Here is a 26,256-nt window from a genome sequence, read left to right as displayed (position 1 = left end):
TGGGTGACGAAAACACCAGAACCGACGCTTACCGTAATCGATCACCCACGCTGCGTGGTAGCCGTGGGAGCGCTTTCTTCGAACGAATCCCTGATCATTTTGCCACGATTCGACTTCACCTGCCGTACCTGAGCACCGATTCCACTTCGGTCACAAATGCGACCAGTCGTTCGTCGTCCACGTCGTCCGGCGTGGGACCGTCCACCGCGAGTCGTTGCAGCGCAACGGAAGTGGTGGCGCTCTCCCGCGCCAGGCGGCGGAACCCGAACGTCGCCTCGTACAGCGACATCGCGGTGCCCAAAGCGGCCAGAACCGTTGCCACGAAACCCCACATGGCCCTGCGCGGCCCGTCCGCCATCCCCACGGCCGCGGCGGCAGCGGCGGCGATGAAGAACGCGGCCGCGAGCGCGACCGTCCACGTGCGAGCACGGGAGTAACGCTTGCGGGCGCGCTCGAAGTGGTCGAGCCGGTCCTGGAAGCGGTGGCGCAGATAGGCTTCCACGAACTGGGCCTGGCGCTGCTTGTCGCTCATGTCCGTACCACCTCGTGCTTGCGGTTGCTGACCGCGGCTTCCAGGTCCGCCACCTTGTCCAGGCGCTCCTCCTCCGTGGCCGGGGCGACGGAGGCGAGGTGCGCGAAGTACAGCGCCCGCAGGCGTTCCGCGCGCGACCGGGCGGTGAGGTACTTGTCGAGCGACTCCCGCTTGCGCGCCACGATCGTGATGGCCGCGGCGAACGCGCCACCCGCCACGACGAGCACGCCCGGCCACGGCGTGTCCTTGAGCCAGGTCTGCAGCCCGGCGAACACCGTCGTGGTGAGGCCGCCCGCGATCGCGAGCACGGCCGTGAGCCGGTAGCGGTTCTGCTCGACCTCGGCCTCGGAGTCGAGCTCCTGGAACGCCGGCGCGACGACCTGGTTCGCGTCGTGGATGGCGTCGGCGAGCGTCGGATAGGCCACGACGAAGCCGGGATCGACGAGCGGGCGCGGTTCCGGCGCCTTGTACCGGACCTTGGGCAGGATCCGCGGCGGCTTGACGGGCTTCTCCTTGCCCAGCAGCCGTTCCAGCGCGGTGACGGCCTTACCGGCGCCCTCGTCGACGTGGATGATGAAGATCTTGCCGCTGCGCACGAGCACCGCGAGGTCGCCGGTGAGGTCACCCGTCGCGATGCGGTCCGCGAGACCACCGGTGCCGGCGAGCACCAGCAGCGGGTTGTCGCCGCTGAGGTGGTCGATCACCTCGCGCTCGTTCTCGCCTCCGACGACGAGAGCGACGACGGGCTTCTTGTGGCGCACCGCGTCGATCGTGCGGAACAGCACCGGTGTCGAGTCCGTCCACTCCGAACCGGGCACGATGACGGCGATGCTGTGGTTGGGTTCCAGCGGGACCTGACCGTTGGTGGAGCTCTCGGTGAGGTCGTGCACCTTGCTGCTCGGCGCGACCCCGATCACGACGGGCCAGCGCTGCTCGCACGCCTGCAAAGCCATGCCCAGCAAGTGGACAACGCCTCGGTCGGTGCCTTCGGTGACGAACACGGCGCCGTTGCGCGCCGCCGTCACGACCACGGATCTGAGCACCGGCAACAACTTCGCGGCGAGATCCGTCTCAATGTCCTGGGTAGAGCCGAAGACCGAGATCACCGTGCGGCCTCGGGGAAGTCCGAGGGCCTTCGGTTTGATGTCGGCGTCCGGCTGGGACAGCCGTTTGACTGTCGGGCCGCCTGCTGTGGGCATGCCGCGCACCATAACGCCGTGATCGACCGTCGGCCAGAGCCGTTCAGACCCGTCTCAGGTGGCCCACACGCTCCTGGCCAGCCGCGACAGGTCGCTCAGGTCGTCGATCACGATCTGGGCTCCAGCTTGGTGGAGATCCTGTCTCGAACTGCGCCCGGTGGCCACGGCGACGAGCCGCACACCGGCTTTCGTCGCCGCGTAGACGTCGTGCGGGGTGTCGCCGATGAGCACGACCTCGTCCTGTGCGAACGGCCGGATGCGTTGTGCGCGTTCACGGGCGAACGTCACGAGCTCGGCACGGTCGGCGTGGTCGTCGCCGAACGCGCTCGCGTCCCAGTCGACGAGGTGCGCCAGGCCGAACTCCTCCAGTTTGATCCTCGCCACACTGCGGAGGTTCGCGGTCAGCACGCCCTGGTGCACACGCGGGTCGTTCGCGAAGTGTTCCAGCGCCTGGAGCGCGCCGGGCAGGACCTCGCCGTGGCCGGGCAGCTCGGCGCGGCGCGTCTCGAAGGAGTCCGCCAGCGCGTCGGCCAGCAGCCGCGACGCCTCCTCGGTGTGCTCGATGCCGTGCTGCCGCAGGGTCTCGGAGATGATGTCCAGCTCGGTGCGTCCGCCGAGGTCGACGGGGCCCGCGATCTCCCGGCCGAACGCCGTCCGGAACGCCTCGCGGTACATCAGTCCGCCGAAGCCGCGCGCGGCGATCAGCGTGTTGTCGATGTCCCACAGCACCAGCAGTTCGGGCCCGGTCACTCCGAGCACCCCCTCACCCCGTAAAATGCCTGCTCATGACCTCGATCGACCCCGCAGAGCTGGAAGTCTGCCTGCGCGTGCTTGCCCAGGTCGAGGACCTGCCGGCGGAACACGACGACGCCGTGCGCGTCCGCCGGGCCACCGCGAAGATCTTCAAGGCCGCGAAGAAGTTCCGGAAGACCGAGCGCAAGGCCGCCATCACGGCCAACGACCGCGCCGTGACCGCGCTGACGGCCACCGGATCGCCGGACCGCATCGACGACGAGACGCAGGGCCTCCCGCTCGTGTCGAACGCCGCCGGTGCGACCGCCGGCACGTTGCTGCGCGCGCGGTCCTGCTACACGTGCCGCAAGAGGTTTGTCGAGGTAGACGCGTTCTACCACAACCTCTGCCCCGAGTGCGCCGCGTTCAACCACAGCAAGCGCGACGCCCGCACGGACCTCACCGGCCGCAACGCCCTGCTGACCGGCGGGCGCGCGAAGATCGGCATGTACATCGCGCTGCGCCTGCTGCGTGACGGCGCGCACACCACGATCACCACCCGGTTCCCCAAGGACGCCGCGCGCCGGTTCGCCACGATGCCGGACGCCGCCGAGTGGATCGACCGGCTCAAGATCGTCGGCATCGACCTGCGCGACCCGTCCCAGGTGCTGGCGCTGGCCGACGAGGTGGCGTCGCGCGGCCCGCTGGACGTGCTGATCAACAACGCCGCCCAGACCGTGCGCCGCTCCGCCAACGCCTACACGCCGCTCGCCCAGGCCGAGCACGACGAGCTGACCGGTGACGCCCGCCGTCCCGAGCTGATCTCGTTCGGCGGGCACGGACAGCTGGCGTTGCCCGGCACCGCCGTTCCCGAGGCGCACTCGGTGACGACGCTGGCGCTGATGGCGGGCTCGAAGGACATCGACGCGGGCGGCCTCGTGCCGGACACCGCGCCGGTCAACTCGTGGATCCAGAACGTCGACGAGGTCGACCCGGTGGAGCTGCTGGAAGTGCAGCTGTGCAACTCGACGGCGCCGTTCCTGCTGATCTCGCGGCTGCGGTCGTCGATGGCGAAGTCCTCGTACCGCCGCAAGTACGTGGTGAACGTGTCGGCGATGGAGGGCCAGTTCTCCCGCGCCTACAAGGGTTCCGGGCACCCGCACACGAACATGGCGAAGGCCGCGCTGAACATGTTGACGCGCACCAGCGCCGAGGAGATGCTGCAGGCCGACGGCATCCTGATGACCGCCGTCGACACGGGCTGGATCACCGACGAGCGGCCGCACCCGATGAAGATGCGGCTCGCCGAGGAGGGCTTCCACGCCCCGCTGGACCTGGTCGACGGCGCGGCGCGGGTGTACGACCCGATCGTGCGCGGCGAGGCCGGCGAGGACCTGTACGGCTGCTTCCTGAAGGACTACGCACCCAGCCCTTGGTGATGTCACAGTAGGCCTTCGGAGTGACTTTCGTCGGAAACACGCGTCCGAGGTACCTGTCGGACGCGCCCGAACGAGGTCTTTCATCAGGCGTTATGCTTAGTTGAACACCTGTTCGAGTACTCATTTGTCATGAGGACTGTGTGGCGGGGAGCACTTCGGTTCGGGATGTCGACGATGACGGTGCGGCTGGTGTCGGCCGCCACCGAACATCGCAGCAAGGTGCATCTGGTGCACCGCGAGGACAGTGGCCGTGTGCGTCACCAACAGGTGTGCGGCGAGTGCTCGCTGCGGCTGACGCCGGAGGACATCGGACGGGGCTACGAGCTCGACGACGGCCGGATCGTGCAGATCGATCCCGGCGATCTGCCGGCGCCGGAGGACGGCGTGATCGACGTGCAGCAGTTCGCGCCGCAGGTCGATCTGGACCCGGTCGCGTTGCACCGCAGCTACTACGTGGAGCCGGACGACCTGGCCGTGCGGTCCTACGTGCTGCTGCGGGAGACGCTGGAGCGCACCAAGGCCGCGGCGATCGTGAAGTTCGCGTTGCGGGGCAAGGAAACACTGGCGGCGCTGCGGCCGCAGCAGGGCGTCCTGGTGCTGCACACGCTGTTGTGGCCGGACGAGGTGCGGGAGCCGCACTTCGCGTTCCTGCACCGGGACACCGAGGTGCGGACCGGCGAACTGGCCGCCGCGGCGGCGCTGGTGCGGGCGCAGACGCGTCCGTTCCGGCCGCACGACTACCCGAACACGCACCACGAAGCCCTGCTGCACCTGGTGGAGGCCAACGTGTGACCGGCTCCTGATGGTGCGGGTGCGCGACCCGCGTCTCGGGGATGAACGCGGGTCGCGCGCCCGTTCTGTCAGGGGGCGGCGCTAGAGTCGGCAGCCATGCTCGCCAGCCCGTCCGATCTCGTCGACCTGCTCGAATGCGAGCACCGCAGCTTCCTCGCTCGGGACGTTCGGCGTGGTGACCCCGCCGAGCTGCACCGTCTGGCCGCCCGGACGGCCGAGGAGATGCGGTCCGGCGCGGACCTGGTCGAGAACGCGGTGTTCTTCGACGGCGTGTTCCACTGCTCGGCTCAGACTCTCGTGCGCACCGCCGAGGGCTACGAGCCGTGCGACGAGGCCTCGGACGCCACTCCCCTGGCCGTGTTGTCCTTGGTCGCGGCTGCCGAGGCGCTGGGGGCCGCGCGGGGGCACCTGATCGTCGACGGGCGGCGGACGTCGTTCCGCGTCGCCGACTTCCTTCCCCTGCTCGGGCGCCTCCGCACGCGGCTCGCGAAGCCCTCACCCGCGCCCCAGCGGTCGTGGGGTGATGTGCGGGCCGCGTGCAACGGGTGCCGGTTCGCTCGTCACTGCGCTTCTGGTCGTGAGGAGGCGCGGGACCTCTCGCTCGTGGCGGGTCTTAGGGCTGACCAGCGGCGGAAGCTGGTTTCGGTCGGCATTGACACGATCGACGCGCTTGCGGCGACCGAGGAGCGGCCCGCCACTCTGTCGCCCGCCTCGTTCACGGCGTTGACCGCGCAGGCCCGGCTTCAGGTGCAACAGGAACGCACGGGCGTGACGACTTACGAGGTCGTGGCGCCCGAGGCGCTGGCGAACCTGCCGGAGCCGGCCGAGGACGACGTGTTCCTGGAGGTCGACGGCGACACGTTCCGCACGCCGGGGTGGGAGGGGACGTTCGAGGAGTTCGTCGACCGGACGCCCGCCGGGACGGTCTACCACTTCACGCCGCACGATCTGGCCGGGCGGGCCGCGCGGACGGCGACGAAGGAGTCCGAAGTGGACGAGCTCGTGCGGCGGTGCGTCGATCTCGGCGCGCTGACGCGGCGGGTGCTGCGGGTGTCCACCCGGGAGTACACGCTGCCGGCCTTGACACCGTTGCTGGACGACGAGATTCCCACTCGTGGTCTGCGGGATCTGTTGCACGCCATCAAGCTCGAGCGCGAGATCGAGACCGCGCCGCCGCACGAGCAGGACGAAGCGGCTCGCGAGAAGGCAGCCGAGCGGGCGCGCAGGCTGGCGGCGCTGACCGAGCCGTTGCTCGCCGAGGGGCACGACCTGTTCGCGGCGACGGTCGGGTATCACCGGCGGGAGGCGAGTCCGGCGTGGGGCGACTTCTTCCGGCAGGCCCTCGCGCCCATCTCGGATCTGGAGACCGACTCGAACTGCGCGGTGCCGATCACGCTGAAGGCCGAGGACTGGGTGCCGCCGGCCGGACGGGTCCGGACGCACAAACGGCAGGTGCGCGCGCGGATCGATCCGGAGCGGCCGCATCCGTTCGGCTCCGGGGAACAGGTGCGGCTGCTCTACCCCGGCAACGTGACGCGCAACGCCGTGGTGGCGGACGACAACCCGTACGAGCTGGTGCTGACGGAGAGCAACTCGCAGGAGCATTCAGAGCTGCCGATCGCCGTGCTGCCGGGCAGTCCGGTGCCCGCGTCGCCGAAGGACGAGGCCGTCGCGGACCTGGCCGAGCAGGCCGTCGGCCTGTTGCCGCTGCTCCCCCGCAACCCCGGCATCGACCTGTTGCTGCGCACGCCGCCCGCGCAACCGTTGCCGCAGCACGACGACGTGGTGCAGGCCGTGATCAAGGCCGTCGACCAGCTCGACGGCGGGACCCTGGCCGTGCAGGGGCCGCCCGGCGCCGGCAAGACGTACCTCGCGACCAAGCTCGTGCGGCACCTGATCGACCAGGGCAAGACCGTCGCGGTCACCTCGACGTCGCACAAGGCCGTCGAGAACGTGCTGTCTTCAGTGGATCCCGACATCCCGATGGCCAAGCGCTCCAAGGAGAAGAAGCCCGTCGAGGGCCTGCCATGGGACCAGCCCAAGGACAACGGTGCGCTGGCCAGGTGGCGTGAGGAACACCCGCAGGGCCACCTGGTCGGCGGCACCGCTTGGACGTTCTCCAACGCCGTGATCAAGGCGCAGCCGTTCGACGTGATGATCATCGACGAGGCCGGGCAGTTCGCACTGGCCGACGCGGTGGCCGTGGCGACGGCGGCGCGCAACCTGGTGCTGCTGGGCGATCCGCAGCAACTGCCACAGGTCGTGCAGGGTGTGCACCCGCCCGGTTCGGACGCCTCCGCACTGGGCCATCTGCTCGGCGAAGCGGACGTGATCCCCGCGCATCTGGGCTACTTCCTGGCCGAGACGCGGCGCATGCATCCGGCGGTGTGCCTTCCGGTGTCCGAACTTTCTTATGCCGGTCTGCTCCATTCGCACGAATCGGCCGCGCATCGGTCGATCTCCGGCATCGAGCCCGGGATCTACCTGCGCGAGGTCGACCACCGGCACAACATCACGTCGTCGGTCGAGGAAGCCGAAGCCGTGGTCGACACCGTGCGCGCGATCGTGGGTCGTACGTGGACGGACAACGGCAAAACGCGCGAACTGACCGATGCGGACATTCTCGTGGTGGCGCCCTACAACCTGCAGGTGCGGGTGATCCGGCGACGGCTGGCCGATGCGGGGTTCGGCGAAACTCGGGTGGGCACTGTGGACCGCTTCCAGGGCCAGGAGGCACCCGCCGTCATCATGTCCATGACGTCGTCGTCCACCGTGGACCTGCCGCGTGGCCTGGACTTTCTTTTGTCACGCAACAGATTGAACGTGGCCCTGTCCCGTGCCCAGGTGCTCGCCGTGATGATCTGCTCGCCCCGGCTGCTGGACGCTGACGTTCGCGGCGTCGAGCAGATGCGACTCGTCGCAGGCACGATCGGCCTAACAGAAAACATGAGGATCTATCCGTGGTGACACCGTAGCGTTGTCATACGGTGACCTTTCGACCCCGCTCGGTTGCTAGCGTGGCGCGGTTCACCCGGTCGGGTGATTCAGATCATGAATGTTTGCTCGATCCGCCACGCATCAAGCAGAGCAGGAGAGATTCGTTGGCAAGGAGAGTTCTCGGTGCGTTCGCGGTGACCGTGACCGCCGCATTGGCCACGCTGGCACTGACCGGCACGGCGCAGGCGCACACCCCTGTCGTGAACAAGGGATGTGACGAGAAGGCTGGGAAGTCCTGGTTCACCGTGTCTCTCAAGGACTACGGCAAGGACAAGGACAACACGCTGGTCGTCAAGATCGACGGCGTCGAGGCGTTCAAGACCACCTTCAAGGGCAAGCTCGGAGAGCAGAAGTTCGAGCGCGACGGCAACGTCAAGCACACCTACGAGGCGACGATCACGGCCTACGACGACCTCAAGTTCGAGCGGGGCTGGAGCAAGGTCGAGACCCGCACGACCGAGGCCTGTGTGAAGACGCCGCCGACCAAGCCGTCGGAGACGACGAGCACCAAGCCGACCACGACGGCTCCGGAGGTGCCCTCGTCCTCCGCCGAGGTCCCGCCGTCGTCCACCCCGGCCGCTCCTGGTGGAAGCGCTCCCGAGCCGCCCCTCGCGGCGACCGGTGCGTCCCCGATGTGGCTGCTGCTCTCGGGTCTGGGGCTCGTGGGCGCCGGTGCCGGCACCCTGCTGTTCCTGCGCCGTCGCAGCGCCTGAACAAGCTGAACTGAAACGGGGCGGTCCGAAGAGGACCGCCCCGTTTTTCGCGTTACAGGTCCAGTTCGGTCGCCGGACCGTGGCCCTCGCGGATGAACCACTCCGTGCCGAACGCGTGCGCGAACGTGGGTTCGTCCAGCGACAGGAAGAACGACTGCTCGGGGATCTGCGAGGCGTGCGCGCGCATCGCCTTCCGCTTGACCTCCAGGTACTTCGTGACGTCGACGCCGACGTTGATCTGCGACTCCGGCACCGCGTCCTCGCCCAGTGGCGGCGGTTCCTCGATCCCGGAGCGCCGGAACGCCTCGCGGAACTCCGACTCCCGCACCATCGCCTGGTAGACGGCCGGCGTGCCCGCGATCTCCGCGGCCCGCATGCCCACGCGGTGCGTCTGGATGTGGTCCGGGTGGCCGTAGCCGCCGAAGCTGTCGTAGGTGGTGAACACCTTGGCGTCCTCTTCGACGAGGATCGCCGCGAGCTTCTGGGCGGCTTCCTCGACGTCCGCGGTCCAGAACGACCCTGGCTGCCCGTTGAGCTCGTCGCCCATCATCCCGGAGTCGCGATATCCCAGGAACTCCACGCGCGCGACCCCCAGCAGGTCCGCCGACGCGTGCGTCTCCACGACGCGGCGCTGCCAGAGCTCCTCGCCCTCCGCCAGGTCGTCCGGCACCTCTCCGGCCTCCCCGCGCGTCGCGACCACGAGCACGACCCGGTGTCCCTCCTCGAACGCCTTGCGCATCACGCCACCCGTGACGATGCACTCGTCGTCGGGGTGGGCGTGGAACGTCACCAATGTCGCCATGTCCGCGACGTTACCTGTGAATGGAACTTCGCCATTCCCCCGCGCCCCCGCCGCTCCCTAAGCTGGGGAACAAACCCTCGGCCGCGGGGAGGACGCCGTGCGCGTGCTGTGCACAGTCGCGTTCTCGGCCGCCCACGCCAGGGCCACCCTGCCGCTGGTGGCGATGCTCACGTCACTCGGCCACGAGGTGCTGGTGGCGGGCCCGCCGTCGGTGCTGCGCGGCTTCGCGGACGAGCCGGTTCGCGTCGCCGCCGTGTTCCCCGAGGTCGCCGACCAGCTCGCGGACCTGTTGCAGGGCGAAGTGCTCACGCTCCCACCGGACTACGACCCGTTCTCCGACGAGATGATCGTCGAGTTCGCGGCGGGCCCGCACATCGCCGCGGCCGTCCAGGCACTGCTGCCGGTCGCCACCGAGTTCCGGCCCGAACTGGTGCTGCGCGGCGGAATCGAGTTCGCGGGCCTGCTCGTCGCCGAGCATCTGGGCGTGCCGCACGTGACCACGCCGTCCGGTGTTGGCCAGTACATGGACCGCCTGACGCTGCTGAACGCTCTGAACGAACGCCGCGCGGAACTGCGCACGCCGCTGCACGAGTCCCTCGACTCGGCGCACCGGTACGGCCGGTTGGACGCCGTCCCACCGGGCTTCTCGTTCGCCCGCCAGCCGATGCCTCCCGCGTTCGCCTTCCAGCAGCCGTCGCACCACAGCGCCGGGGAACGGCTGCCGCAGTGGCTCGCGGACCTGGACCCGTCGCGGCCGCTGGTGGTGGCGTCGACCTCCACGTCGGGCGGGGTGTTCGAGTCCGAGTCGTCGCTGGAGCTGTTCGACTTCGACGCGCTGCCCCCGCAGGCCCTGGACCGCTCGCCGCTGGCCCACCTGGAGGCGATGGTGGCCGGACTGTCCTCTGTGGAGTGCGAGGCGGTGGTGCTGACGGGCGGGCTGCCGGTGGAGGCCACGGCGGCGAACGTGCACCTGGTCGAGTCGCTGCCTCAGGCGTTGCTGTTGCAGAGCGCGGATCTGCTGGTGTCGCACGGCGGGTACAACTCCGTTCGCGAGGCGATGCGGGCCGGGGTGCCGTCGGCCGTGCTGCCGGTCCTGCACGACCAGATGCACAACGCTCATCGGGTCAGCGATCTCCAGCTGGGCGTGCGGGTGCACGACTTCTGCTCCGACGCGGTCGCTCAGGCCTGTCAGCGGGCGCTGACGGACGACGGGATCCGGGCGGGCGTGCGGCGGGCGCAACGGCACGTGCTCGGGCTGCCGTCGATCCGGGACGTCGCCGACTACCTGGAACGGATCGTGCACCGCAACCGGAAACTCGTGCGCATGTGAAAGGGCGGCGCCTCCCCCAGATCTCAGGGATGGAAGGCGCCGCCCCTCGGCGAACCCGTGGAGCTATTGCAGGGTCAGGTTCCAGGAGTTGATGTACCCGGTGTCACCGGAGTACACGTCCTGGACCCGCAGCTTCCACGTGCCCGCCGCGACCTCGGACGAGGCGTTGACCGTGTAGGTCGCCACCACGTTGTCGGCACTGTCCGAAGAGGACGAGTTCTTCAGCCGGTAGGCGGTGCCGTCCGGCGCGATCAGGTCGATCACCAGGTCACCGCGGTAGGTGTGGACGATGTCCACGCCGACCTTGGTGGCCGAGGAGGCGTTGCCCGTCACCGTGGAGGTGATGGACGAGGTGATCGCGGTGCCGCGGTCCGGGATGGCGACGTCGGTCGTGTTCTCCAGGCCACCGGAGGGCGGCGGAGTCGTGTCGACGGCGGCCACGGTCTTGGCGGCGTCCGCGAGACCCGCGCCGCAGCCACCCGAGCAGGTGCCGGGAAGCGGACGGGCGTTGGTCTTGATCAGGTCCTTGACCTGGGCCGGGGTGAGCGACGGCTTCTTGGCCACGAGCAGCGCCGCGAGGCCCGCGACGTGCGGTGCGGCCATCGACGTGCCCTGGTAGGGCTTGTAGTTCTCGGCACCGGGGGTGGTGGCGCCCGCGTTCAGCGTCGACCAGATGCCGTTCTCCGGCGTGGTGATGGTGCCGGGGGTGTCGGTGCCGCGACGGGTCTCGCCGCCGGGCGCCGCGATGTCGATGCGGGTGCCGTAATTCGAGTAGAACGTGCGGTTGCCCTCACGGGACGACGCCGCGACGGTGATCACGCCGCTGCAGTTGGCCGGGGTGTAGAGCGACGCGTTGTCGTTCGAGTTGCCGGCCGCGACGACGACCGTGGTGCCGCGGTTGATGGCGCCGTTGATCGCGTTCTGGTACGTCGTGGAGCAGGAGGACTTACCGCCCAGCGACATGTTGATGACCTTGGCGACGTTGGCGTTCGCGGGGACGCCGCTCACCGTGCCGCCGGACGCCCAGGTGATCGCGTCGGCGATGTCCGAGGTGGCGCCACCGCACTTGGCGAGCACGCGCAACGGCTGGATCTTGGCGTCGTAGGCGATGCCCGCGATGCCCTTGCCGTTGTTGGTGGCCGCGGCGATCGTGCCGGCGACGTGCGTGCCGTGCCAGGACGACGCGCTGTCCTGCGCGGGCACCGGGTTGCCGTTGGCGTCGGTGCCGCACTCACCGCGTGCGGTCCAGTCGCCCTCGTCGGCCGGGTTGGAGTCGCGGCCGTTGTTGTCACGGGCACGAGCGGCGTCGGAGACGAAGTCGTACCCCGCGACGACTTTGCCTGCCAGGTCGCTGTGCGTGACGTAGCCGGTGTCGATGACCGCGACGGTCACCCCGGAGCCGGTCGTGCTGGACCACGCGCCGGGCACGTTCATGCCCGCGGTGGCCTCGAAGAGGTCCCACTGCCGGGAGTACTCGGTGTCGTTCGGGTCGGCGAACGGCTGCATGAGCAGGTCCGGCTCGACGTAGGCGACCTTCGGGTCGTTCTTGAACGCCTGGATCGTGCTGTCGGCGTTCGTGGTCTTCGCGCCGAGGTCGACGACGACCGCGCCACTCGCCGTGCGGCGGTGCAGGGACTTGCCCTTCTTGCGGGCGTCGTCCGAGGCAGCGGTGTCGGACGAGGCTTCGGCGGTGCCGGGCTTGTAGCCGACGATCAGCCGCTCGAACGGACGGTTCACCTGGGTCGAGTCCGGCTGGGACTGGATCTGGCTTGGAGCGGCGTTGACGGGTGAGGCAACGCTGAACACGGCGGCGGAAACTGCCGCGGCGCACAGGGTCGTGCGTCGCAATCCGTTCACGTGAGGTCCTTCCACGCAGGGCCTTCGCGTGCCGTTGAGGGCGTCAGTGTTCTGAACCGGCTGCGGAGGTGGAGGGACCGTAAGCCGGGTCACAGCTGCGAAAACAGGTCTAGATGAGGCCGTTTGACGACACTGGCGTGTTCACGACAGGGGTACTGCTCTGAATGGCGCACAATGTGGCCGTGTTGGGACACCTGGGCGTCAACGCGGAACAGACCGCTGTTTACGAGCTTCTGGTAACGGGCGGCAGCCGCACGACCGGCGAGATCGGCGCGTCCGCCGCCCTGCTGGAGTCGATGCGGGAGCTCGGCATGGTCCGGCACCTGCCCGGCGACGTGTGGCAGGCCGTCCCGCCCGACCTCGCCGTGGAGGCGCTGATCGCGGCCCGCGAGGAGGCCCACCGCCGGGCTCGCGCGGACATCGGCCCGTTGATGGAGCTGTACCTGCGCAACCGCGACGAGGAACTGGCGGACAACGCGTTCGTCGAGGTGGTGTCCGGAAAGGACGCCGTGCGCGATCTGTGGCGCACCCTGCTGGGCGGCGCGCGCGAGGAGGTCTGCGTCCTGGACCAGCCGCCGTACCTGTCGCCGCAGGAGGAGCACGCCGAGCTGGAGGACTCGACGCGGCAGCGCGACGTGCAGTGGCGCGTGGTCTACGACAGGTCGGCCGTCGACCTGCCGGGCCGCGTCACCGAGATCATCGAACTGGTCGCGGCCGGCGAACGGGCCCGCGTCACGCCGACGCTGCCGTTCAAGCTCGCCGTGATCGACGCGCACGCGGCGGTGCTGCCGGTGGCGTCCGGCGACGTGATCGACAAGGTCCTGCTGATCCGGCCGTCCGCGCTGCTGGACGTGCTGCGGTCGACGTTCGAGCTGTACTGGGACAAGGGAATCCCGTTCAGCCCCGGCGGCATCTACGCGGCGGCGGCCGACGTGGACCCGAACCTGCTCGGCCTGCTCGCCGCCGGGCTGACCGACGAGTCGATCGCACGGCAGCTCGGGCTCGCGCCGCGGACCGTGCAGCGCCGGGTGCGGCAGCTGATGGACCGGTGCGGGGCGCAGACCCGGTTCCAGGCAGGTGTTCAGGCGATGCGGCGAGGCTGGCTGTAGAAACGATCTCGCACGCAACCTCCGGTGATCACCTGGCGTCTTCCCTTCGCAAGCGAACGATCACCAGGGGGAACTATGCGCATGCGCAACGTGATGGCGGCTGCCCTGACGGGCTTGGCACTTCTCGGTCTCGCGGGCACGGCGTCCGCTCAGACCGGCCTGACGTGGCCGCCGAAGGACGTCACGCCGGTCCACAAGACCAAGGCGGAACTGGAGAAGCAGGCGGCCGGGTTCACCGCTCGCCTGCAGCAGACCTTCCCGAAGGTCTTCCGCGGCGCGCAGAACGTCGAGCCCGGTAACTGGGGTGGCGAGGCCGAGGGCGTGTTCGACGACATGCAGTACATGACCAACTGGACCGAGTTCACCGTCGGCGGCCAGGGCAACACGGTGTTCATGCAGGTCAACGCGCCGGGCTTCTTCTCGAACTCGCCGGCGCAGGTCTGCGAGCAGAACACGTGCACCGGCAGGGAGAGCGACCACCGCGGTGGCGTGACGGTCTTCACCAAGAACGACCTGTACGGCACCGCGACCGCGTGGAACTTCCGCCGCAACGGTGAGGTGGTCTACGTGCAGAGCTGGACGCCGGGCACCGAGGCACAGCTGGCGGCGGTGGCGTCGGACCGCGCGTACACGTTCACGCGCTAGCTCGAAGAGAGAGCGGGCGCTTCCGGTCATGGAGTCACCGGAAGCGCCCGCTCGATCAGCTGGCGACCTTGCGCGCGGCCACCAGCTGCCCGTCCGCGAACCCCTCGACGCGCACCTCGCGCCCGGTCGCGGTCAACGTCGCGGTGTGCGCGCCGTCGGTCACGTCCAGCGAGGTGGCGGGGCGGCCGTCGACGTAGACGTCCACCCGGTCGAGGTTCACGGTGTCCAGGGAGACGGTCGTTCCCTCGACCGCCACTCCGAGCCGCCGCACCGGCAGCGCCTTCAACAGCTCTCCCGCCCGTGCGAGCAGATCCACGTTGCCCTGCAACAGGTCCGCGCGCGTGACCTTGTGCTGGTGCGTCGGGCGCACACCCAGGTCCTCCACCGGCGTTCCGGCGAGCTTGCCGACGCGCAACGTGCGGCGGATCGACACGCGCATGTTCGCCCTGTTGGGCAACGGCTTGTACGGTGACTCGGCGTCACCCGGCGCCGGGATCGTCAGCAGCGTCTTCAGCAGACCGTGCGTCCACACGTTCGCGCCGCCCGCGCCGGTGTTGTCGTCCACTCCGAGGATCGGGCCCAGGTCGTGGTCGGCCCAGCCCGCGGCGAAGATGTCCGTGGCCGAGTAGCAGCGCGCGTCGGTGATCAGCAGCACCGGGCCGTGGTAGGTCTGGCCCACCGCGTTCGCGCCGTCGACCGGTGTGATCGTGTGCGAGCAGGAGAACGCCTGGCCCGTCTCCGTCGAGCTGTCGAGCGACGGGAACCACGGGCCGAGGTCGATCTGGCCGGTCGGGTCCTCCGCGTGCCGGCGGCAGATCCGCAGGTTCAGCGGCGTGCTCAGGAACTGCACGGGCTCCGGCTGCACGGACCTCGGCGTCATCGTCTGCAGCAGGAACTCCGAGGCGAAGATGTGGCCGCCGCCGTTGTCGCGGACGTCGACGATGAGTCCGTTCTGCGGCAGCAGGTTCGCGAGCCGGACGAACTCGGCGAGGAACGCCTGCGGGTCGTCGACGCTGAACGTGAAGATCCGCAGGTGCCCGAACGTGCCGGACGGCGTGGCGACCGGACGCGCCCGGAACACGCCGGGCATCGTCGTCGCGACGTCCTGGGACGCCATCGCGACCGCGCCACCGGCGGCCTCGGCCTGCACGACCTTGGGCGCGTGCAACAACTTCTTGGCGCGCGCCTTCTCGTCCGAGTCCAGGTCGACACCCTGGGCGGCCGCGGCCGGGCTCAGTGCGTCGACGTCGGTCATCGGAGGGAGGTTCTCCGTGACCTGCCAGTCGACCCGGATGTCCCCGGCGGCGCCGGTCTCGTCGCGGTAGCTGACGACGACCCAGTCCTCGTCGGGCGGGAGCTGGATCACCAAGGGGCGCAACGTGAGCGACTCGAGGCCGCGGGCCAGGTTCGCGGCGGTGTTGCTGCCCGCGAAGACCGCGCCGTTCAACGCCACCGCGCGGGCGATCGGCGTGCCGTTCCAGTGCGTCACCTCAGCGCCGATCGCGAGACCGTCGAAGTCCGCGACCGTGCGGGCGACGACGTACTGCTCGGTGCCGTCGGCGGCGAAACAGCGCTCCAGCTGGAACGGCAGGAAGGCGATCCTGCCCGCGAACGGCGCGGGCAGCAGGTAGTTCGTGTGCAGGTCGCGCACCGAGTGGAAGGTGCTCGACAGCTCGCGGTGGAACTGCCACTCGGCCTCGGCCGTGGCGTCGGTCTGCCGTTCGAGTCTGGCTCGGAGAACCCTGAGTCTCTGCACAGGGTTCACCGCGTGCATGGCGACCTTGAGGGGCAGGTGCGCGTAGTTCTGCTCCAGCAGGATCAGCGCCTGGTCGACGATGAGCTTGCGCTGCGCCAGGGTGAGGGTGCCCGCCGTCGCGAGGAACTCGGCGAGTCCGACGGAGTTTGCGACGTTCGGGTGAGCGGTTGTGGTCATGGTGGGGCCTCCTTGTCCAGTAGAGGCTTTCCAGGGCGCCTGGATACACCTGTTTCACCCGTTCGGCCGCTAACTGGAGCAGTTTTCAGGACGACAACTGGAGTAAAGGGGAGGCCGGTCATGAACCCACGGTTCTTGGAACTGCGCATCCACGGGGTCAACAACACGCCCCCGGACGCGATGCTGGCCCTCCCCGAGCACGCCGTCGAACAGTTCCGCGGCGACCGGTTCGGCAGCTTCTGGCGGCCGAAGCCGGACAGGCTCGCCGAGCTGCCGCCGGATCACGCCGGGCAGGTGCCCGCGGCCGTGCGGCGCGAGGCGTACTCGTGGGGCGGCATGGCGCGCAGCAGTCCGGGTGTGCCGGGCAGCGGCGTGCCGTCGGTGCTCGCGAACGTGCTGGGGCGCGTCGGATGGGCGTTGCTGCTGCCGTTCGGACTGGCGAACGTCGCCTACTGGTCGCGGAAACTCCCCGACGACTCGACGCCGACGACCAGGCACATGGTCTGGTGGAACGCCGGGCGCGGCGCGGCCTCGACACGGCTCTTCGGTCTGGGGCTGACGGTGTTGCTGGTGCTCTCGGTGTGCGAGGTGGCGATCGACGTCTACGCGATCCAGTGCTCGCTGCCCGGCACCACGTGCAAGCGTCTGCCGGACTTCCTGGACGTGCTGGGCGATCCCGCGCGGCACGTCAGGGTGCTCGCCGCGTCCGTCGTGCCGGTGTTGTTGCTGCTCGGACTGGTGGCGCTGACCTCGTTGTCGCGCAACAGGTACGAGCAGGCGGCGATGCGGCGCAAGCCCGTGCGGCGGCCGGGCGTGATGCTCAGCAGGGCGTCGATGTGGGAGGGCAGCCCGCGGATCCGGCGGCTCACCCGGCTGCACATCTCGGCGGGGTGCTGCGTGGTGGTGCTGGTGACGAGCACCCAGTTGTGGCGGCACGGGTTCTTCCTGGTGCTGACCGTGCTCGCGGCCGGGGTGCTGGCGGTCGTGATGGCGCGGGTGGTCGTGACGGCGACCGACTGCCCGGACGTGCCGTCGACCGAGAAGGGCGGCCTGTGGTCGTGGCTGCTGATGATCTCGGCGGTGCTCCTGCTGGTGGCGCACGGGTTCGGTCTGTACGCGATCGAGCCGGCGTTCGACGGGCCGTTGTGGCTGACGTCGTGGGGACCGCCGGTCGTCACGGTCGCGCTGCTCGGGTCCGTGCTGGCGGCGTGGTCGTGGCGGCGCAACGACGCCAAGGGGCCGCTGGTCCTGCTCGTGCTGTTCGTGGCTTTCATGGTCGCCACGTACTGGGTTCCGCTCGCCTGGATCGGTGCGGCCGTGGTCGGCGGGGCGCTGGCGTGGCGCGCCCGGCCGCGGGACGGTGACCAGTGGCAGGCCTGGCGTGGCGCCGGTCCCGGTGTGCTGCTGGGGTTGTCGCTGACGTCGTCGGTGACGATGGCGACCGTGCTGGTGCTGACGTTCCGGGGCTGGGTCGGCACGGGCCTTCAGGCGCCGCCGTTCTACTCGTGGTTCAGCGCCGCGTTCGCCGTCGCGCTGGTTCCGCTGGTGCTGCTGGTGATCGCGCAGGCCGTCGTGCTGCTGCCGCGGGTGACCAAGCCCGCCGTGCTCGACGACGACGCCGAGGTGCTCGTCGTGCGGACGCGGCACGTGGTCGCGGTGACGCACCGGGCGGAGACCGCGGCGGGTGTGCTGTCGACGCTGGGCGTGCTCGCCCTGGTGCTGACCTGCTACCTGACGTTCGCCTCGCCTTCGTGGTCGCAGTGGTCGGGCGTGACGTGGGTGGTGGGCAAGGGCGACTGGGTCACCGGGCTCGCCGGGGTCGCGGTGATCGGGTCGTTCGTCGGGGCGGGGATGCTGACCAACCGCCGGCCGCTCGGCCTGGTGTGGGACCTGATGTGCTTCCTGCCGCGCACCGCCCACCCGTTCGCGCCGCCCTGCTACGCGGAGCGCGCGGTGCCGGAGATCGCGGACAGGTCCCGCGAGTTCCTGGACGAGTCGCCTGATCACCGGGTGGTGCTGTCCGCGCACAGCCTGGGCGCCGTGCTGGCGGTGGCGGCGCTGTTCGCGCTGCCGGAGGGGTATCTCCAGCGCGTGCGGCTGCTCACCTACGGCGTGCAGCTGCGGCCGTACTTCGGGCGGATCTTCCCCGAACTGCTGGGTCCTTCGGTCCTGGGCACACCGGAAGTCCGTGCGGGCGCACTGTTCTCGTGCGATCCGTGGCACCGAAATCCCGGCAGCACACCGGAACGCGGACTCACCAGGCTGATGGGCAAGAACTGGATCAACCTGTGGCGCCGCACCGACTACCTGGGTTTTCCCGTGCACGGCTGGGAACCCAACGACCTCGACCGGCGCGCCGGCGAGACGAACGGGTCACCGGACAAAGTGGAGACTCACAGCGACTACCACCTGTGCACGGCCTATCGAGACGCGCTCACGGACCTCGTCTCGGCCGATCTGAACCAGTCACCCGATCGTGAACGTGAAGGGGATGGGAACCTGGAACGCAGCTGACTCAAGGAGAAACATGCGCACGACTGTGGCGACCCTCGCGGGAGCCGTACTGCTCACCGGAGGACTGGCCGCCTGTTCGAGCGAGCCGGCACCCCCGTCCGCACCGCAGACCCAGGCCGTCAAGCCGGTGGCGGAGACCGACGTGGCGGCGCCCGCGGCGTCCGGTGACCAGCCCAAGGGCATCACCTACGACGTGACGCGGATCCCGCTGGGTGCCAAGCTCTCCACCGGATCGTCCGTCGCGAATGGACAGACGACGGTCGAGCTGAAGGTGTCCGGCCTGCTGCCGAACACGAAGTACGGCTCGCACGTGCACACCAAGCCGTGCGGCGCCAAGCCGGCCGACTCGGGCCCGCACTACCAGAACGAGAAGGACCCGGTGTCGCCGAGCGTCGACCCGAAGTACGCCAACGCGCAGAACGAGATCTGGCTGGACTTCACCACCGACGCGCAGGGCGCCGCGACCGGCACGGCGACGGTGAAGTGGGAGTTCCGCAAGGGCGAGGCGAACGCCGTCATCGTGCACGCCGCGCACACCAGCACCGAGCACGGCAAGGCGGGCACCGCCGGTGACCGCCTCGCGTGCTTGACCGCCGCGTTCTAGCAGGGGCCGGTCAGGGCCACCCCTCCCGCGAGGTGTGGCCCCGACATCGGTTCCAGCACCGCCGCGCGGACGAGGTTCAGCACCTCGTGCCGGGATCCGGCACGGCGGACGAGCCCGCGCACGCACAGGTCCCGCAGGGACCGGCCAGGCTCGGCGTCGTCTCCCCCGGCCATCCGCACCAGCAGCTCCCGCCCCTCGTCGTCCACGGTGGACAGCGAGCGGCGCAGCGAGTCGCGCAGGTGCGCCGAGGTCGGGTCGAGCGGGTTGGTCCGCAGCCGGTCCAGCAGGTGCTGCGGCGAGTAGACCATGAACCACCCGGCCGCGAACTCGAGTGCGGACGGCAGCCCGTCCAGCTCGTGCACGAGACCCATGAGCGCGGCCTGGTTGGCCGGCTCGGGCTTGAACGCGGGCCGCACCCGGTGCACGTGCGTGAGCAGCACCCGCATCGCGGCGTCGTCGGCCAGCGCTCCCAGCGGGAACACGTGCTCGTCGGCCAGCCCGGTCGGCGCGAGTGCCGTGACGACGATCCGCAGCCTCGGGTGCGCCTCCAGCAGACTCGGGTCCGGCAGGCGGTCGGTGACGAGGACGGTGTCCTGGTCGTCGTCGACGGACGGGTTCGCCTGCGCCGGGTGCCACAGGACCGACCAGCCGTGCCGGAAGTGCAGCTCGCCCGCGACGTCCAAGGCGAGCCGGGTCTTGCCGACACCACTCACGCCGGTGATGGTGACCAGCCGCCGGGACTCGTAGCCTCCCGCGTCCGGCCGTCCCTCCGTCAGCAACGCCGACAGCGCCGCGGCCTCCGCCTCCCGTCCCACGATCAGGCCCGCCTGCCCGGCCGGTGCGGGCGGCGCCACGGCGGTGCGGCCCGCTGCCCGGCCTCCCGCCTGTTGCAGGTCCGCGCGGCCGGCCTCGTCGAGCCGCAGCCCGTCGGCGAGCAGGCGCACCGTCTCGGCCCGCGGTGAGCGGGTGCGGCCGCATTCCAGGTCGCGGATGGCCCGCACGCTCACCATCGCGAAGTCAGCCAGCTGTTGCTGGGTGAGGCCCGCGCCGATGCGGTGCGTGCGCAGCAGTTCTCCGAACTCCCTCATCCCGTTCCCCTCCCTCGGACATCGAGTCTCGGGTGAATCGGCCGCCGAAACATGGGTGGCGATCCCCCATATTCACGTCCGCCCGCAAATCTGGGGGGTTGGTCCCCATGTGCCGCCCGCCCGCGCGTGCGAGGTTGGCCGCGTGACCTCCGCGGCCGAGACCAGCACCGGCGAGAGCTGGACAGCGGCTTTCGCGCACGCTCTGCGCCCGCTGATCGACGCGTCCCGCACGGAGGTCGCGCCGCCGTTCGACGCGGCGTTCGCCGAGCAGCTCGGTCGCCGGCTGGTGGCCATCGCGGCGCGGACGCTCGTGCTGGAGCTGCACAACGCGCGGGACGCGCTGACCGCGCCCACCAGTTCCGAGCGGTTCACCGAGTTCACCAGGACGCTGAGCCTGTCGTCGGTCTTCAACCGTTACCCGGTGCTGGCCCGGTTGCTCGCGCAGGCCTGTGAACAGGCGGTTTCCACGCACCACGAGCTGTCGTCGCGGTTCACCCGCGACCGCGGGGAGATCATCCGGACGATCTTCGAGAACACCGATCCCGGCGCGCTGATCTCCATCGACATGGGCCAGGGCGACGCACACCGGCAGGGCCGGACCGTGGCCGTCCTGACCTTCGAGTCCGGCCAGAGGCTGATCTACCGGCCACGACCGGTCGGGCTGCACGCGCGGTTCCAGGACCAGCTCGACTGGCTTTCCCGGCGCACCGGGATCGAGTTCCGCACGCCGCGACTGCTCCCCCGCGACGGCTATGGCTGGCTGGAGCACATCCCGTACGTGCCGTGCGCGGACGTCGCCGGGGTCGCCGAGTTCTACAAGAGACTCGGCGCGCTGCTCGCGTTGCTCTACGCGGTCGACGGCACCGACATGCACTACGAGAACCTCATCGCGTGCGGCGACCAGCCGGTGCTCGTGGACGTCGAGACGCTGTTCCACCCCACGCTCACACCGGGCACGGATCCCGCGACGCTCGCCCTGGTGCGTTCCGTGCACCGCACGGCGCTGCTCCCCCACGTGCTGCTGGGCGACAACGGCGTCGCGGACGTGTCCGGGGTCGGCGGTGACCACGGCGTGCTGTCGCCGTTGGACGCGGTCGACTGGGCCGACGCGGGAACCGACCGGATGCGGCTGGTCAGGCGCCCCAAGACGTCGTCGGGGGCGCTCAACCGGCCGCTGTTGCAGGGTGAGCCCGCCGAACCAGCCGACTACCAGGACTCGCTGCTGGCCGGGTTCCGCGCGGGCTACGACGCGATCGTGACGCATCGCGACGAGCTTCTGCGGCTCGTGAAGGCCTGTGTGAACGAAGAAGTGCGGTTCGTGGCACGCGCGACACGGCAGTACGCGCGGTTGCTGGACGAGTCGACGCATCCGTCCGTGCTGGCCGACGCGCTCGACCGCGACCTGGCGTTCGGCGTGCTGGTGGTCGACGATCCGCTGCTCGACCGGCTGGTGCCGTTCGAGGTCTCCGACCTGTGGCGCGGTGACGTGCCGCTGTTCACGTGCCGGCCAGGGTCGACCGACCTGTGGACCGCGTCCGGGCTCCGGCTGCCGGGGATGCTGCCGGAGCCCGGACTGCACGCCGTGACGCGCAAGATCCTGGCGATGAGCGAGGTCGACCGGCACGACCAGCAGTGGGTGATCACGGCCCTGCTGGCGTCACGGCCGCGGCCGGTGTCGCACCACAGCGGCGTCGCGGTGTCTGGGCACGTCGCGCCGGTCGATCCGGATCCGGCCCGGCTGCTGGTCGCCGCGTGCGGGATCGCCGACCAGATCCTCGCGCACGCCGTCACCGGCAAGGACCGCGTCAACTGGCTCGGGCTCGAACTGGTCGACGACCGGCACTGGACGGTGCAGCCGCTCGGCGCCGGCCTGTCCAACGGCTACACGGGGGTGGCGCTGTTCCTGGCCGAACTGGGCGCGCTGACCGGCGCCGCGCGGTACGAGGAGTTCGCGCGCGACGCCCTGCGGCCGTTGCCGGCGCTGCTGGAGATGTTCGCCGGGGAGCCTGAACTCGTCACGGCGGCCGGCGGCGGGATCCACGGCCTGGGCGGCATTTGCTACGGGCTCGCGCGTCTCACTTCGTTGCTCGGCCTGGACGACGAGCTGTTGACCCAGGCCGTGCGGCTGATGCCGAAAGAAGATTCGTCGCTCACCGTCGTGGACGGCGTCGCGGGCTCGCTGGCCGCGATGCTCGCCGTCGGCACGCCGGACGCACTCGCGCTGGCCGATCACTACGCGTCCGCTCTGCGTGGTGCTATTTGTCCCGCGAATGGTTTCGCCCGCGGCCATGCGGGAATCGGATGGGCGCTGAGGCGTTACGCGGCCACGGTCCGCGACGAGTTATCTGACGTGACCGCACGATCGTTCCTGGAGAGCGACGCCATCGACCCGACCGACACCGGCTGGTGCACGGGCCTGGCCGGTGCCGCGCTCGCCAGGGACGACGAGCGCCTGGCCGGTCTGCTGGCGTCCAGGAAACCGTTGCGGGACATGAGTCTCTGCCACGGCGAACTGGGTGTCGTCGAAGCACTGGCCGCGCACCACCCCAGCGCGGCGACCCGTCGCACGGCGTTGTTGCTGGGAGCACTGGAGGAACACGGCGCGCACTGCGCCACCCCGGGCGGTGTGCCGTCACCCGGCCTGTTCACAGGTCTGGCCGGCATCGGTCACGGCCTGCTGCGCCAGGGGTTCCCGGTCCCGTCGGTCCTGCTACTGCAATCGTCACCTGACAAAGAGGAGTGCACCTGATGAACGAGTCCCTGCACCGCACCGCCGACCAGCCCGACCCGGCCGAGCACGCGATCGGGGAGATGGAACTCGCGCCGAAGACCTTCGCGGGTGCGCGGGCGCGTGCGTTGATGGGTGTGACCATGGCGATGAGCGCGTTCGTGGCCATCACACCCGCGATCTCGGACACCACGGTGAGCGACAAGTAGGAAACTTTCACCCCTAATACGCCTGGGCAGCCGATACGGAGAACTGCACAGGACCGTTAGGGTCCCAGACATGCAGACCAGAGCGCCCCACGTGGTCGGTCGTGACCGCGAGGTCACGGCCATCACGGGGGCACTCGGACACACGCGCGAGTCCCGTGGCGGCGCCGTCTTCCTCACCGGGGAGGCGGGGATCGGCAAGTCCAGGCTCGCCCGGTACGCGGCGGGCCACGCGTACGACGAGGGCATGCGGGTGCTCAAAGGACGCGGCACGACGATCGGGCCGATGGTGCCGTTTCGTCCAATCGCGGAAGCACTTCTGGGTCTTTTTCGCGGCGAACCGCCGGACGACTCCGCCTTGGGACCGTACAAACCCGTGCTGGGCACGCTGATCCCGGAGTGGCACGACCACCGGTCCACGACGGAATCTGTCGTGGTTCTGGCAGAAGCGGTGCTCCGGCTGCTCGCCTCGGTCGCGCGCAAGACGCCGTGCCTGCTCGTGCTCGAAGACCTGCACGAGGCGGACGCGGAGACGCTCGCCGTCGTGGAGTACCTGGCGGACAACCTGGAGGACCAGCCGGTCCTGCTGCTCGCCACGATCCGCACCGAACCCGGCCACGCGCTGGAACTCGTGCACCGGATGGGACAACGCGGCTCCGGCCGGCTGGTGGAGCTGCACCGGTTGTCACAGGACGAGGTCGGGCAGATGACGGCCGCGTGTCTGGAGAGCGAGCTGATCCCGGCGGAACTCGTCGATCGCCTGTGGACGGACAGCGCCGGAAACCCGTTCGTCATCGAGGAACTGCTGCACGGCATGGTCAGTGGCGGCCTGCTGGTGGCCGGGGCGCACGGCTGGCAGGTGCTGGGCGAGCTGAAACTGCCGGTGCCGGCGGCGTTCGTGCGCAGCGTCGCGCACCGCACGGACAGGCTGGGGCCGCAGGGCCGCGAGGTGCTGTCCATCGCGGCGGTGCTGGGCCACCGGTTCCCGCTCTCCGTGGTGCAGAAGGTGACCGGCACCGACGACCGCGCGCTGCTCAGCCACCTGCACGCCGGGGTGGCCGCGCAGCTCGTGACGCCGGACGAGCCCGCGCCGGACTGGTACGCGTTCCGGCACCCGCTCACCGCGGACGCGTTGCTGGCCCAGCTGACGCCGGCCGAACGCGTGGACCTGTCGTGGCGCACGGCCGACGCGATCGAGGACCTGCACGCCGGGCTGCCCGGCGACTGGTGCCCGCTCGTCGCCAAGCTGCGGTTCGACGCGGGATCGCCGACACAGGCAGGACTTCTGTTCGCCGAGGCGGGCACACGGGCGTTGGCGGGTGGTGCGGCGGAATCGGCCGTCACGTTGCTCGACCGCGCGCAGAGCCTGCTCACCGGCGACGCGCGCGCCGGCGTTCTGGACACGTTGCTGCCGGCGCTGGCCGAGACGGGCGACTTCGAACGCGCCTTCGCCCTGGAGATGAAGGACCTCCAGGGCCTGGACGGGCCGCTGCGCGCGAAGCTCCACACGCGACTGTCCCGCGTCGCCTACCTCGCCGGCTGGTTCACCGAAGGCGTGGAACAGGTGCGCCTCGCGCGGACGTTGCTCGGACCGGACGCGCCCGACGAACTGGTCGCGCAACTGGACGTCAACTCCGCCTACCTGACGCTGAACATCCCGAGCCCCGACCGGATCTCCTCGGCCGCGGGCCTCGCCAGACAGGCCGCGCTGGCGGCGGACCGGGCGCAACTGCCGACGGTCGCGTGCGAGGCGTGGCAACTGCTCGGGATCATCGCGCGCGAGCAGGACATCGACGAGGCGAACACCTGCTTCAGCAAGGCTCTCGCGCTCGCGGACACGCACCAGATGCCGATCCAGCACGTCTACGCGCTGGTTCGCCTGGCGGGCAACGACTGGCTGCAGCACGGCACCACCGCGTCACTCGGCCGCACGCACGCCGAGGCGTGCCGGGCGGGCGCGATCACGGTGGCGCACAACGTGGACGCGATCCTGGCGCTGCAGTCCGTGCTGACCGGGGACTACGCGGTGGCGGCTGAGGAGATCGAACGGTGCCTGCGCACGACGACCCGCCTGCGGTTCCACGCGCTGACCCGCTATCTGCTGATGGCGAAGGCGACCCTGGCCGCGCACCGGGGCAACCGCGCCGAGACCGACGACGCCATCAGCGAGTTCGAGGCGGTCGCGAAGAACGGGGCGCAGGAGTATCCGTTGTGCTTCGGGCTCGCCCGCGCGTTCTGCGCCCTGCTGGAGGAGAACCACGCGCTGGCGATGGCGGAGCTCGACCGCGCGCTCGCGCTGGAATCGCAGAACCCCACCACGTTCCACCTTTCCGGCACGCGCGGAATGCGCGTGCTGCTCGGCGTGCTCGACGGCCGGTTCGGCTGGCCGGACTACTGGGAGCTGACCGCCGCCTCCGCCTCGGGAATGCGGTGGAACCGGCAGTTCACCGAACTGGCGCGCGCCGTGCTCCTCGGTCGCGACAACCGGTTCGCCGAGGCCCTGGAAGCCTTCCAGCACGCCCAGGAAGCCTCGGAGCCGTATCCGCTGGCCGGACACCTGGGCCGGCGGCTGATCGCGGCGGAGGCGACGGGCTGGGGCGATCCCGTGTCCTGGCTGCGTTCGGCCGAGGAGTACTTCCACCAGGCCACGATCCCGGCGGTGGCGTCGGCGTGCCGCGGCCTGCTGCGCCAGGCCGGTGCACCCGTCCAGCAACGCCGCAACGGCACGGAACAGGTGCCGCGGCAGTTGCGCGGGCGCGGCGTGACGGTGCGCGAGTTCGAGGTGTTCGTGCTGCTGGCCGACCGAATGGGCAACAAGGCGATCGGGACCCGGCTGCACATCTCGCCGCGTACGGTGGAAAAGCACGTCGCCTCGCTCATCGCGAAGACCGGCCAGCCGGACCGTGAAGCGCTTTCCACCTATGCGGCCACGCTGAGCCGCTAGTTTCGATCAGGGCCGAAACGTCGAGGGACATCGGCCGAAAGACTGATGCAACCTCCGGGACCTATCAGGTGTCCTTATCGGTAGGTTGGTCG

Annotated in this window: 19 protein-coding genes; 12 read left to right on the top strand and 7 right to left on the bottom strand. The window is 70.1% G+C overall.

Annotated elements, in window-relative coordinates:
- Nucleotides 1–115: 115 nt before the first annotated feature.
- The 3 genes from ACIRG5_RS08030 to ACIRG5_RS08020 are packed head-to-tail and all read right to left on the bottom strand — an operon-like array spanning nucleotide 116 to nucleotide 2,490.
- The gene (locus ACIRG5_RS08030; protein ID WP_093588176.1) at nucleotides 116–532 is read right to left on the bottom strand and encodes an SLATT domain-containing protein; all 417 of its coding nucleotides are present in this window, start codon (nucleotides 530–532) and stop codon (nucleotides 116–118) included.
- On the bottom strand, nucleotides 529–1,731 hold the full coding sequence (locus tag ACIRG5_RS08025) for a DUF4231 domain-containing protein (protein WP_402901918.1): 1,203 nt from the start codon (nucleotides 1,729–1,731) through the stop codon (nucleotides 529–531). The genes ACIRG5_RS08030 and ACIRG5_RS08025 overlap by 4 nt, the downstream gene beginning before the upstream one ends.
- Before the next feature lie 54 nt (nucleotides 1,732–1,785).
- Nucleotides 1,786–2,490, bottom strand: a complete 705-nt coding sequence (locus ACIRG5_RS08020; protein ID WP_402901915.1) for an HAD family hydrolase — start codon at nucleotides 2,488–2,490, stop codon at nucleotides 1,786–1,788.
- Nucleotides 2,491–2,516: 26 nt separating this feature from the next.
- Between ACIRG5_RS08020 and ACIRG5_RS08015 the strand changes: the two genes are divergently transcribed.
- The 4 genes from ACIRG5_RS08015 to ACIRG5_RS08000 all read left to right on the top strand — a co-directional run bounded on the left by ACIRG5_RS08015 (nucleotide 2,517) and on the right by ACIRG5_RS08000 (nucleotide 8,404).
- A complete protein-coding gene (locus ACIRG5_RS08015) occupies nucleotides 2,517–3,902 on the top strand; it encodes an SDR family NAD(P)-dependent oxidoreductase (RefSeq protein WP_319973348.1) in 1,386 nt (461 codons plus the stop codon).
- Nucleotides 3,903–4,031: 129 nt separating this feature from the next.
- Nucleotides 4,032–4,694, top strand: coding sequence for a Ku protein (locus tag ACIRG5_RS08010; protein ID WP_093588179.1), 663 nt, complete (start codon nucleotides 4,032–4,034; stop codon nucleotides 4,692–4,694).
- A 96-nt stretch (nucleotides 4,695–4,790) separates the two neighbouring features.
- Nucleotides 4,791–7,661, top strand: a complete 2,871-nt coding sequence (locus ACIRG5_RS08005) for an AAA domain-containing protein (RefSeq protein WP_402901911.1) — start codon at nucleotides 4,791–4,793, stop codon at nucleotides 7,659–7,661.
- A 134-nt stretch (nucleotides 7,662–7,795) separates the two neighbouring features.
- The gene (locus ACIRG5_RS08000) at nucleotides 7,796–8,404 is read left to right on the top strand and encodes an LPXTG cell wall anchor domain-containing protein (protein WP_402901909.1); all 609 of its coding nucleotides are present in this window, start codon (nucleotides 7,796–7,798) and stop codon (nucleotides 8,402–8,404) included.
- Nucleotides 8,405–8,456: 52 nt separating this feature from the next.
- Here the strand turns inward: ACIRG5_RS08000 and ACIRG5_RS07995 are convergent, their stop codons facing one another.
- On the bottom strand, nucleotides 8,457–9,206 hold the full coding sequence (locus ACIRG5_RS07995) for a PIG-L family deacetylase (RefSeq protein ID WP_402901906.1): 750 nt from the start codon (nucleotides 9,204–9,206) through the stop codon (nucleotides 8,457–8,459).
- 97 nt (nucleotides 9,207–9,303) lie between these two features.
- Between ACIRG5_RS07995 and ACIRG5_RS07990 the strand changes: the two genes are divergently transcribed.
- Nucleotides 9,304–10,536 (top strand): glycosyltransferase, encoded by a 1,233-nt coding sequence (locus ACIRG5_RS07990; protein WP_402901904.1) that lies wholly within the window; start codon nucleotides 9,304–9,306, stop codon nucleotides 10,534–10,536.
- Between the two features lie 63 nt (nucleotides 10,537–10,599).
- Here the strand turns inward: ACIRG5_RS07990 and ACIRG5_RS07985 are convergent, their stop codons facing one another.
- Nucleotides 10,600–12,393: a S8 family serine peptidase gene (locus ACIRG5_RS07985; RefSeq protein WP_402901901.1), complete on the bottom strand. Its 1,794-nt coding sequence runs from the start codon at nucleotides 12,391–12,393 to the stop codon at nucleotides 10,600–10,602.
- Nucleotides 12,394–12,575: 182 nt separating this feature from the next.
- Between ACIRG5_RS07985 and ACIRG5_RS07980 the strand changes: the two genes are divergently transcribed.
- Entirely contained in the window at nucleotides 12,576–13,502 is a 927-nt protein-coding gene (locus ACIRG5_RS07980) for a LuxR C-terminal-related transcriptional regulator (RefSeq protein ID WP_402901898.1), read from the top strand.
- Nucleotides 13,503–13,583: 81 nt separating this feature from the next.
- Complete coding sequence (locus ACIRG5_RS07975; RefSeq protein WP_402901895.1) at nucleotides 13,584–14,147, top strand: hypothetical protein; 564 nt, start codon at nucleotides 13,584–13,586, stop codon at nucleotides 14,145–14,147.
- Nucleotides 14,148–14,202: 55 nt separating this feature from the next.
- Here ACIRG5_RS07975 and ACIRG5_RS07970 read toward each other — a convergent pair whose 3' ends face one another.
- The gene (locus tag ACIRG5_RS07970) at nucleotides 14,203–16,080 is read right to left on the bottom strand and encodes a S41 family peptidase (protein ID WP_402901892.1); all 1,878 of its coding nucleotides are present in this window, start codon (nucleotides 16,078–16,080) and stop codon (nucleotides 14,203–14,205) included.
- Nucleotides 16,081–16,200: 120 nt separating this feature from the next.
- Here ACIRG5_RS07970 and ACIRG5_RS07965 point away from each other — a divergent pair, with 120 nt between their 5' ends.
- The gene (locus ACIRG5_RS07965) at nucleotides 16,201–18,594 is read left to right on the top strand and encodes a hypothetical protein (protein WP_402901889.1); all 2,394 of its coding nucleotides are present in this window, start codon (nucleotides 16,201–16,203) and stop codon (nucleotides 18,592–18,594) included.
- 13 nt (nucleotides 18,595–18,607) lie between these two features.
- The gene (locus tag ACIRG5_RS07960; RefSeq protein ID WP_402901886.1) at nucleotides 18,608–19,198 is read left to right on the top strand and encodes a superoxide dismutase family protein; all 591 of its coding nucleotides are present in this window, start codon (nucleotides 18,608–18,610) and stop codon (nucleotides 19,196–19,198) included.
- Here the strand turns inward: ACIRG5_RS07960 and ACIRG5_RS07955 are convergent.
- Nucleotides 19,195–20,286, bottom strand: a complete 1,092-nt coding sequence (locus tag ACIRG5_RS07955) for a helix-turn-helix domain-containing protein (protein WP_402901884.1) — start codon at nucleotides 20,284–20,286, stop codon at nucleotides 19,195–19,197. The two genes, ACIRG5_RS07960 and ACIRG5_RS07955, sit on opposite strands and share 4 nt — an antisense overlap.
- Before the next feature lie 142 nt (nucleotides 20,287–20,428).
- On the opposite strand from ACIRG5_RS07955, the gene ACIRG5_RS07950 reads away from it, so the two are divergent.
- The 3 genes from ACIRG5_RS07950 to ACIRG5_RS07940 all read left to right on the top strand — a co-directional run bounded on the left by ACIRG5_RS07950 (nucleotide 20,429) and on the right by ACIRG5_RS07940 (nucleotide 26,164).
- Nucleotides 20,429–23,035, top strand: a complete 2,607-nt coding sequence (locus tag ACIRG5_RS07950; RefSeq protein ID WP_402901881.1) for a type 2 lanthipeptide synthetase LanM family protein — start codon at nucleotides 20,429–20,431, stop codon at nucleotides 23,033–23,035.
- Nucleotides 23,035–23,223 (top strand): hypothetical protein, encoded by a 189-nt coding sequence (locus tag ACIRG5_RS07945; RefSeq protein ID WP_402901879.1) that lies wholly within the window; start codon nucleotides 23,035–23,037, stop codon nucleotides 23,221–23,223. The genes ACIRG5_RS07950 and ACIRG5_RS07945 overlap by 1 nt, the downstream gene beginning before the upstream one ends.
- A 70-nt stretch (nucleotides 23,224–23,293) precedes the next feature.
- A complete protein-coding gene (locus ACIRG5_RS07940; protein WP_402901876.1) occupies nucleotides 23,294–26,164 on the top strand; it encodes an ATP-binding protein in 2,871 nt (956 codons plus the stop codon).
- Nucleotides 26,165–26,256: the final 92 nt, after the last annotated feature.

The organism is Lentzea sp. NPDC102401 (genome assembly GCF_044765805.1).
GTDB lineage: Bacteria > Actinomycetota > Actinomycetes > Mycobacteriales > Pseudonocardiaceae > Lentzea > Lentzea sokolovensis.
The sequence above is the reverse complement of the archived record's forward strand: the minus strand, read 5'-3'. Positions and strand labels throughout refer to the sequence as shown.

Coding starts and splice junctions, on each gene's coding strand:
- ACIRG5_RS08030 (WP_093588176.1), bottom strand. CDS start 532: ATGAGCGACAAGCAGCGCCAGGCCCAGTTCGTGGAAGCCTATCTGCGC.
- ACIRG5_RS08025 (WP_402901918.1), bottom strand. CDS start 1,731: ATGCCCACAGCAGGCGGCCCGACAGTCAAACGGCTGTCCCAGCCGGAC.
- ACIRG5_RS08015 (WP_319973348.1), top strand. CDS start 2,517: ATGACCTCGATCGACCCCGCAGAGCTGGAAGTCTGCCTGCGCGTGCTT.
- ACIRG5_RS08010 (WP_093588179.1), top strand. CDS start 4,032: ATGAGGACTGTGTGGCGGGGAGCACTTCGGTTCGGGATGTCGACGATG.
- ACIRG5_RS08005 (WP_402901911.1), top strand. CDS start 4,791: ATGCTCGCCAGCCCGTCCGATCTCGTCGACCTGCTCGAATGCGAGCAC.
- ACIRG5_RS07995 (WP_402901906.1), bottom strand. CDS start 9,206: ATGGCGACATTGGTGACGTTCCACGCCCACCCCGACGACGAGTGCATC.
- ACIRG5_RS07975 (WP_402901895.1), top strand. CDS start 13,584: ATGCGCAACGTGATGGCGGCTGCCCTGACGGGCTTGGCACTTCTCGGT.
- ACIRG5_RS07970 (WP_402901892.1), bottom strand. CDS start 16,080: ATGACCACAACCGCTCACCCGAACGTCGCAAACTCCGTCGGACTCGCC.
- ACIRG5_RS07965 (WP_402901889.1), top strand. CDS start 16,201: ATGAACCCACGGTTCTTGGAACTGCGCATCCACGGGGTCAACAACACG.
- ACIRG5_RS07960 (WP_402901886.1), top strand. CDS start 18,608: ATGCGCACGACTGTGGCGACCCTCGCGGGAGCCGTACTGCTCACCGGA.
- ACIRG5_RS07955 (WP_402901884.1), bottom strand. CDS start 20,286: ATGAGGGAGTTCGGAGAACTGCTGCGCACGCACCGCATCGGCGCGGGC.
- ACIRG5_RS07945 (WP_402901879.1), top strand. CDS start 23,035: ATGAACGAGTCCCTGCACCGCACCGCCGACCAGCCCGACCCGGCCGAG.
- ACIRG5_RS07940 (WP_402901876.1), top strand. CDS start 23,294: ATGCAGACCAGAGCGCCCCACGTGGTCGGTCGTGACCGCGAGGTCACG.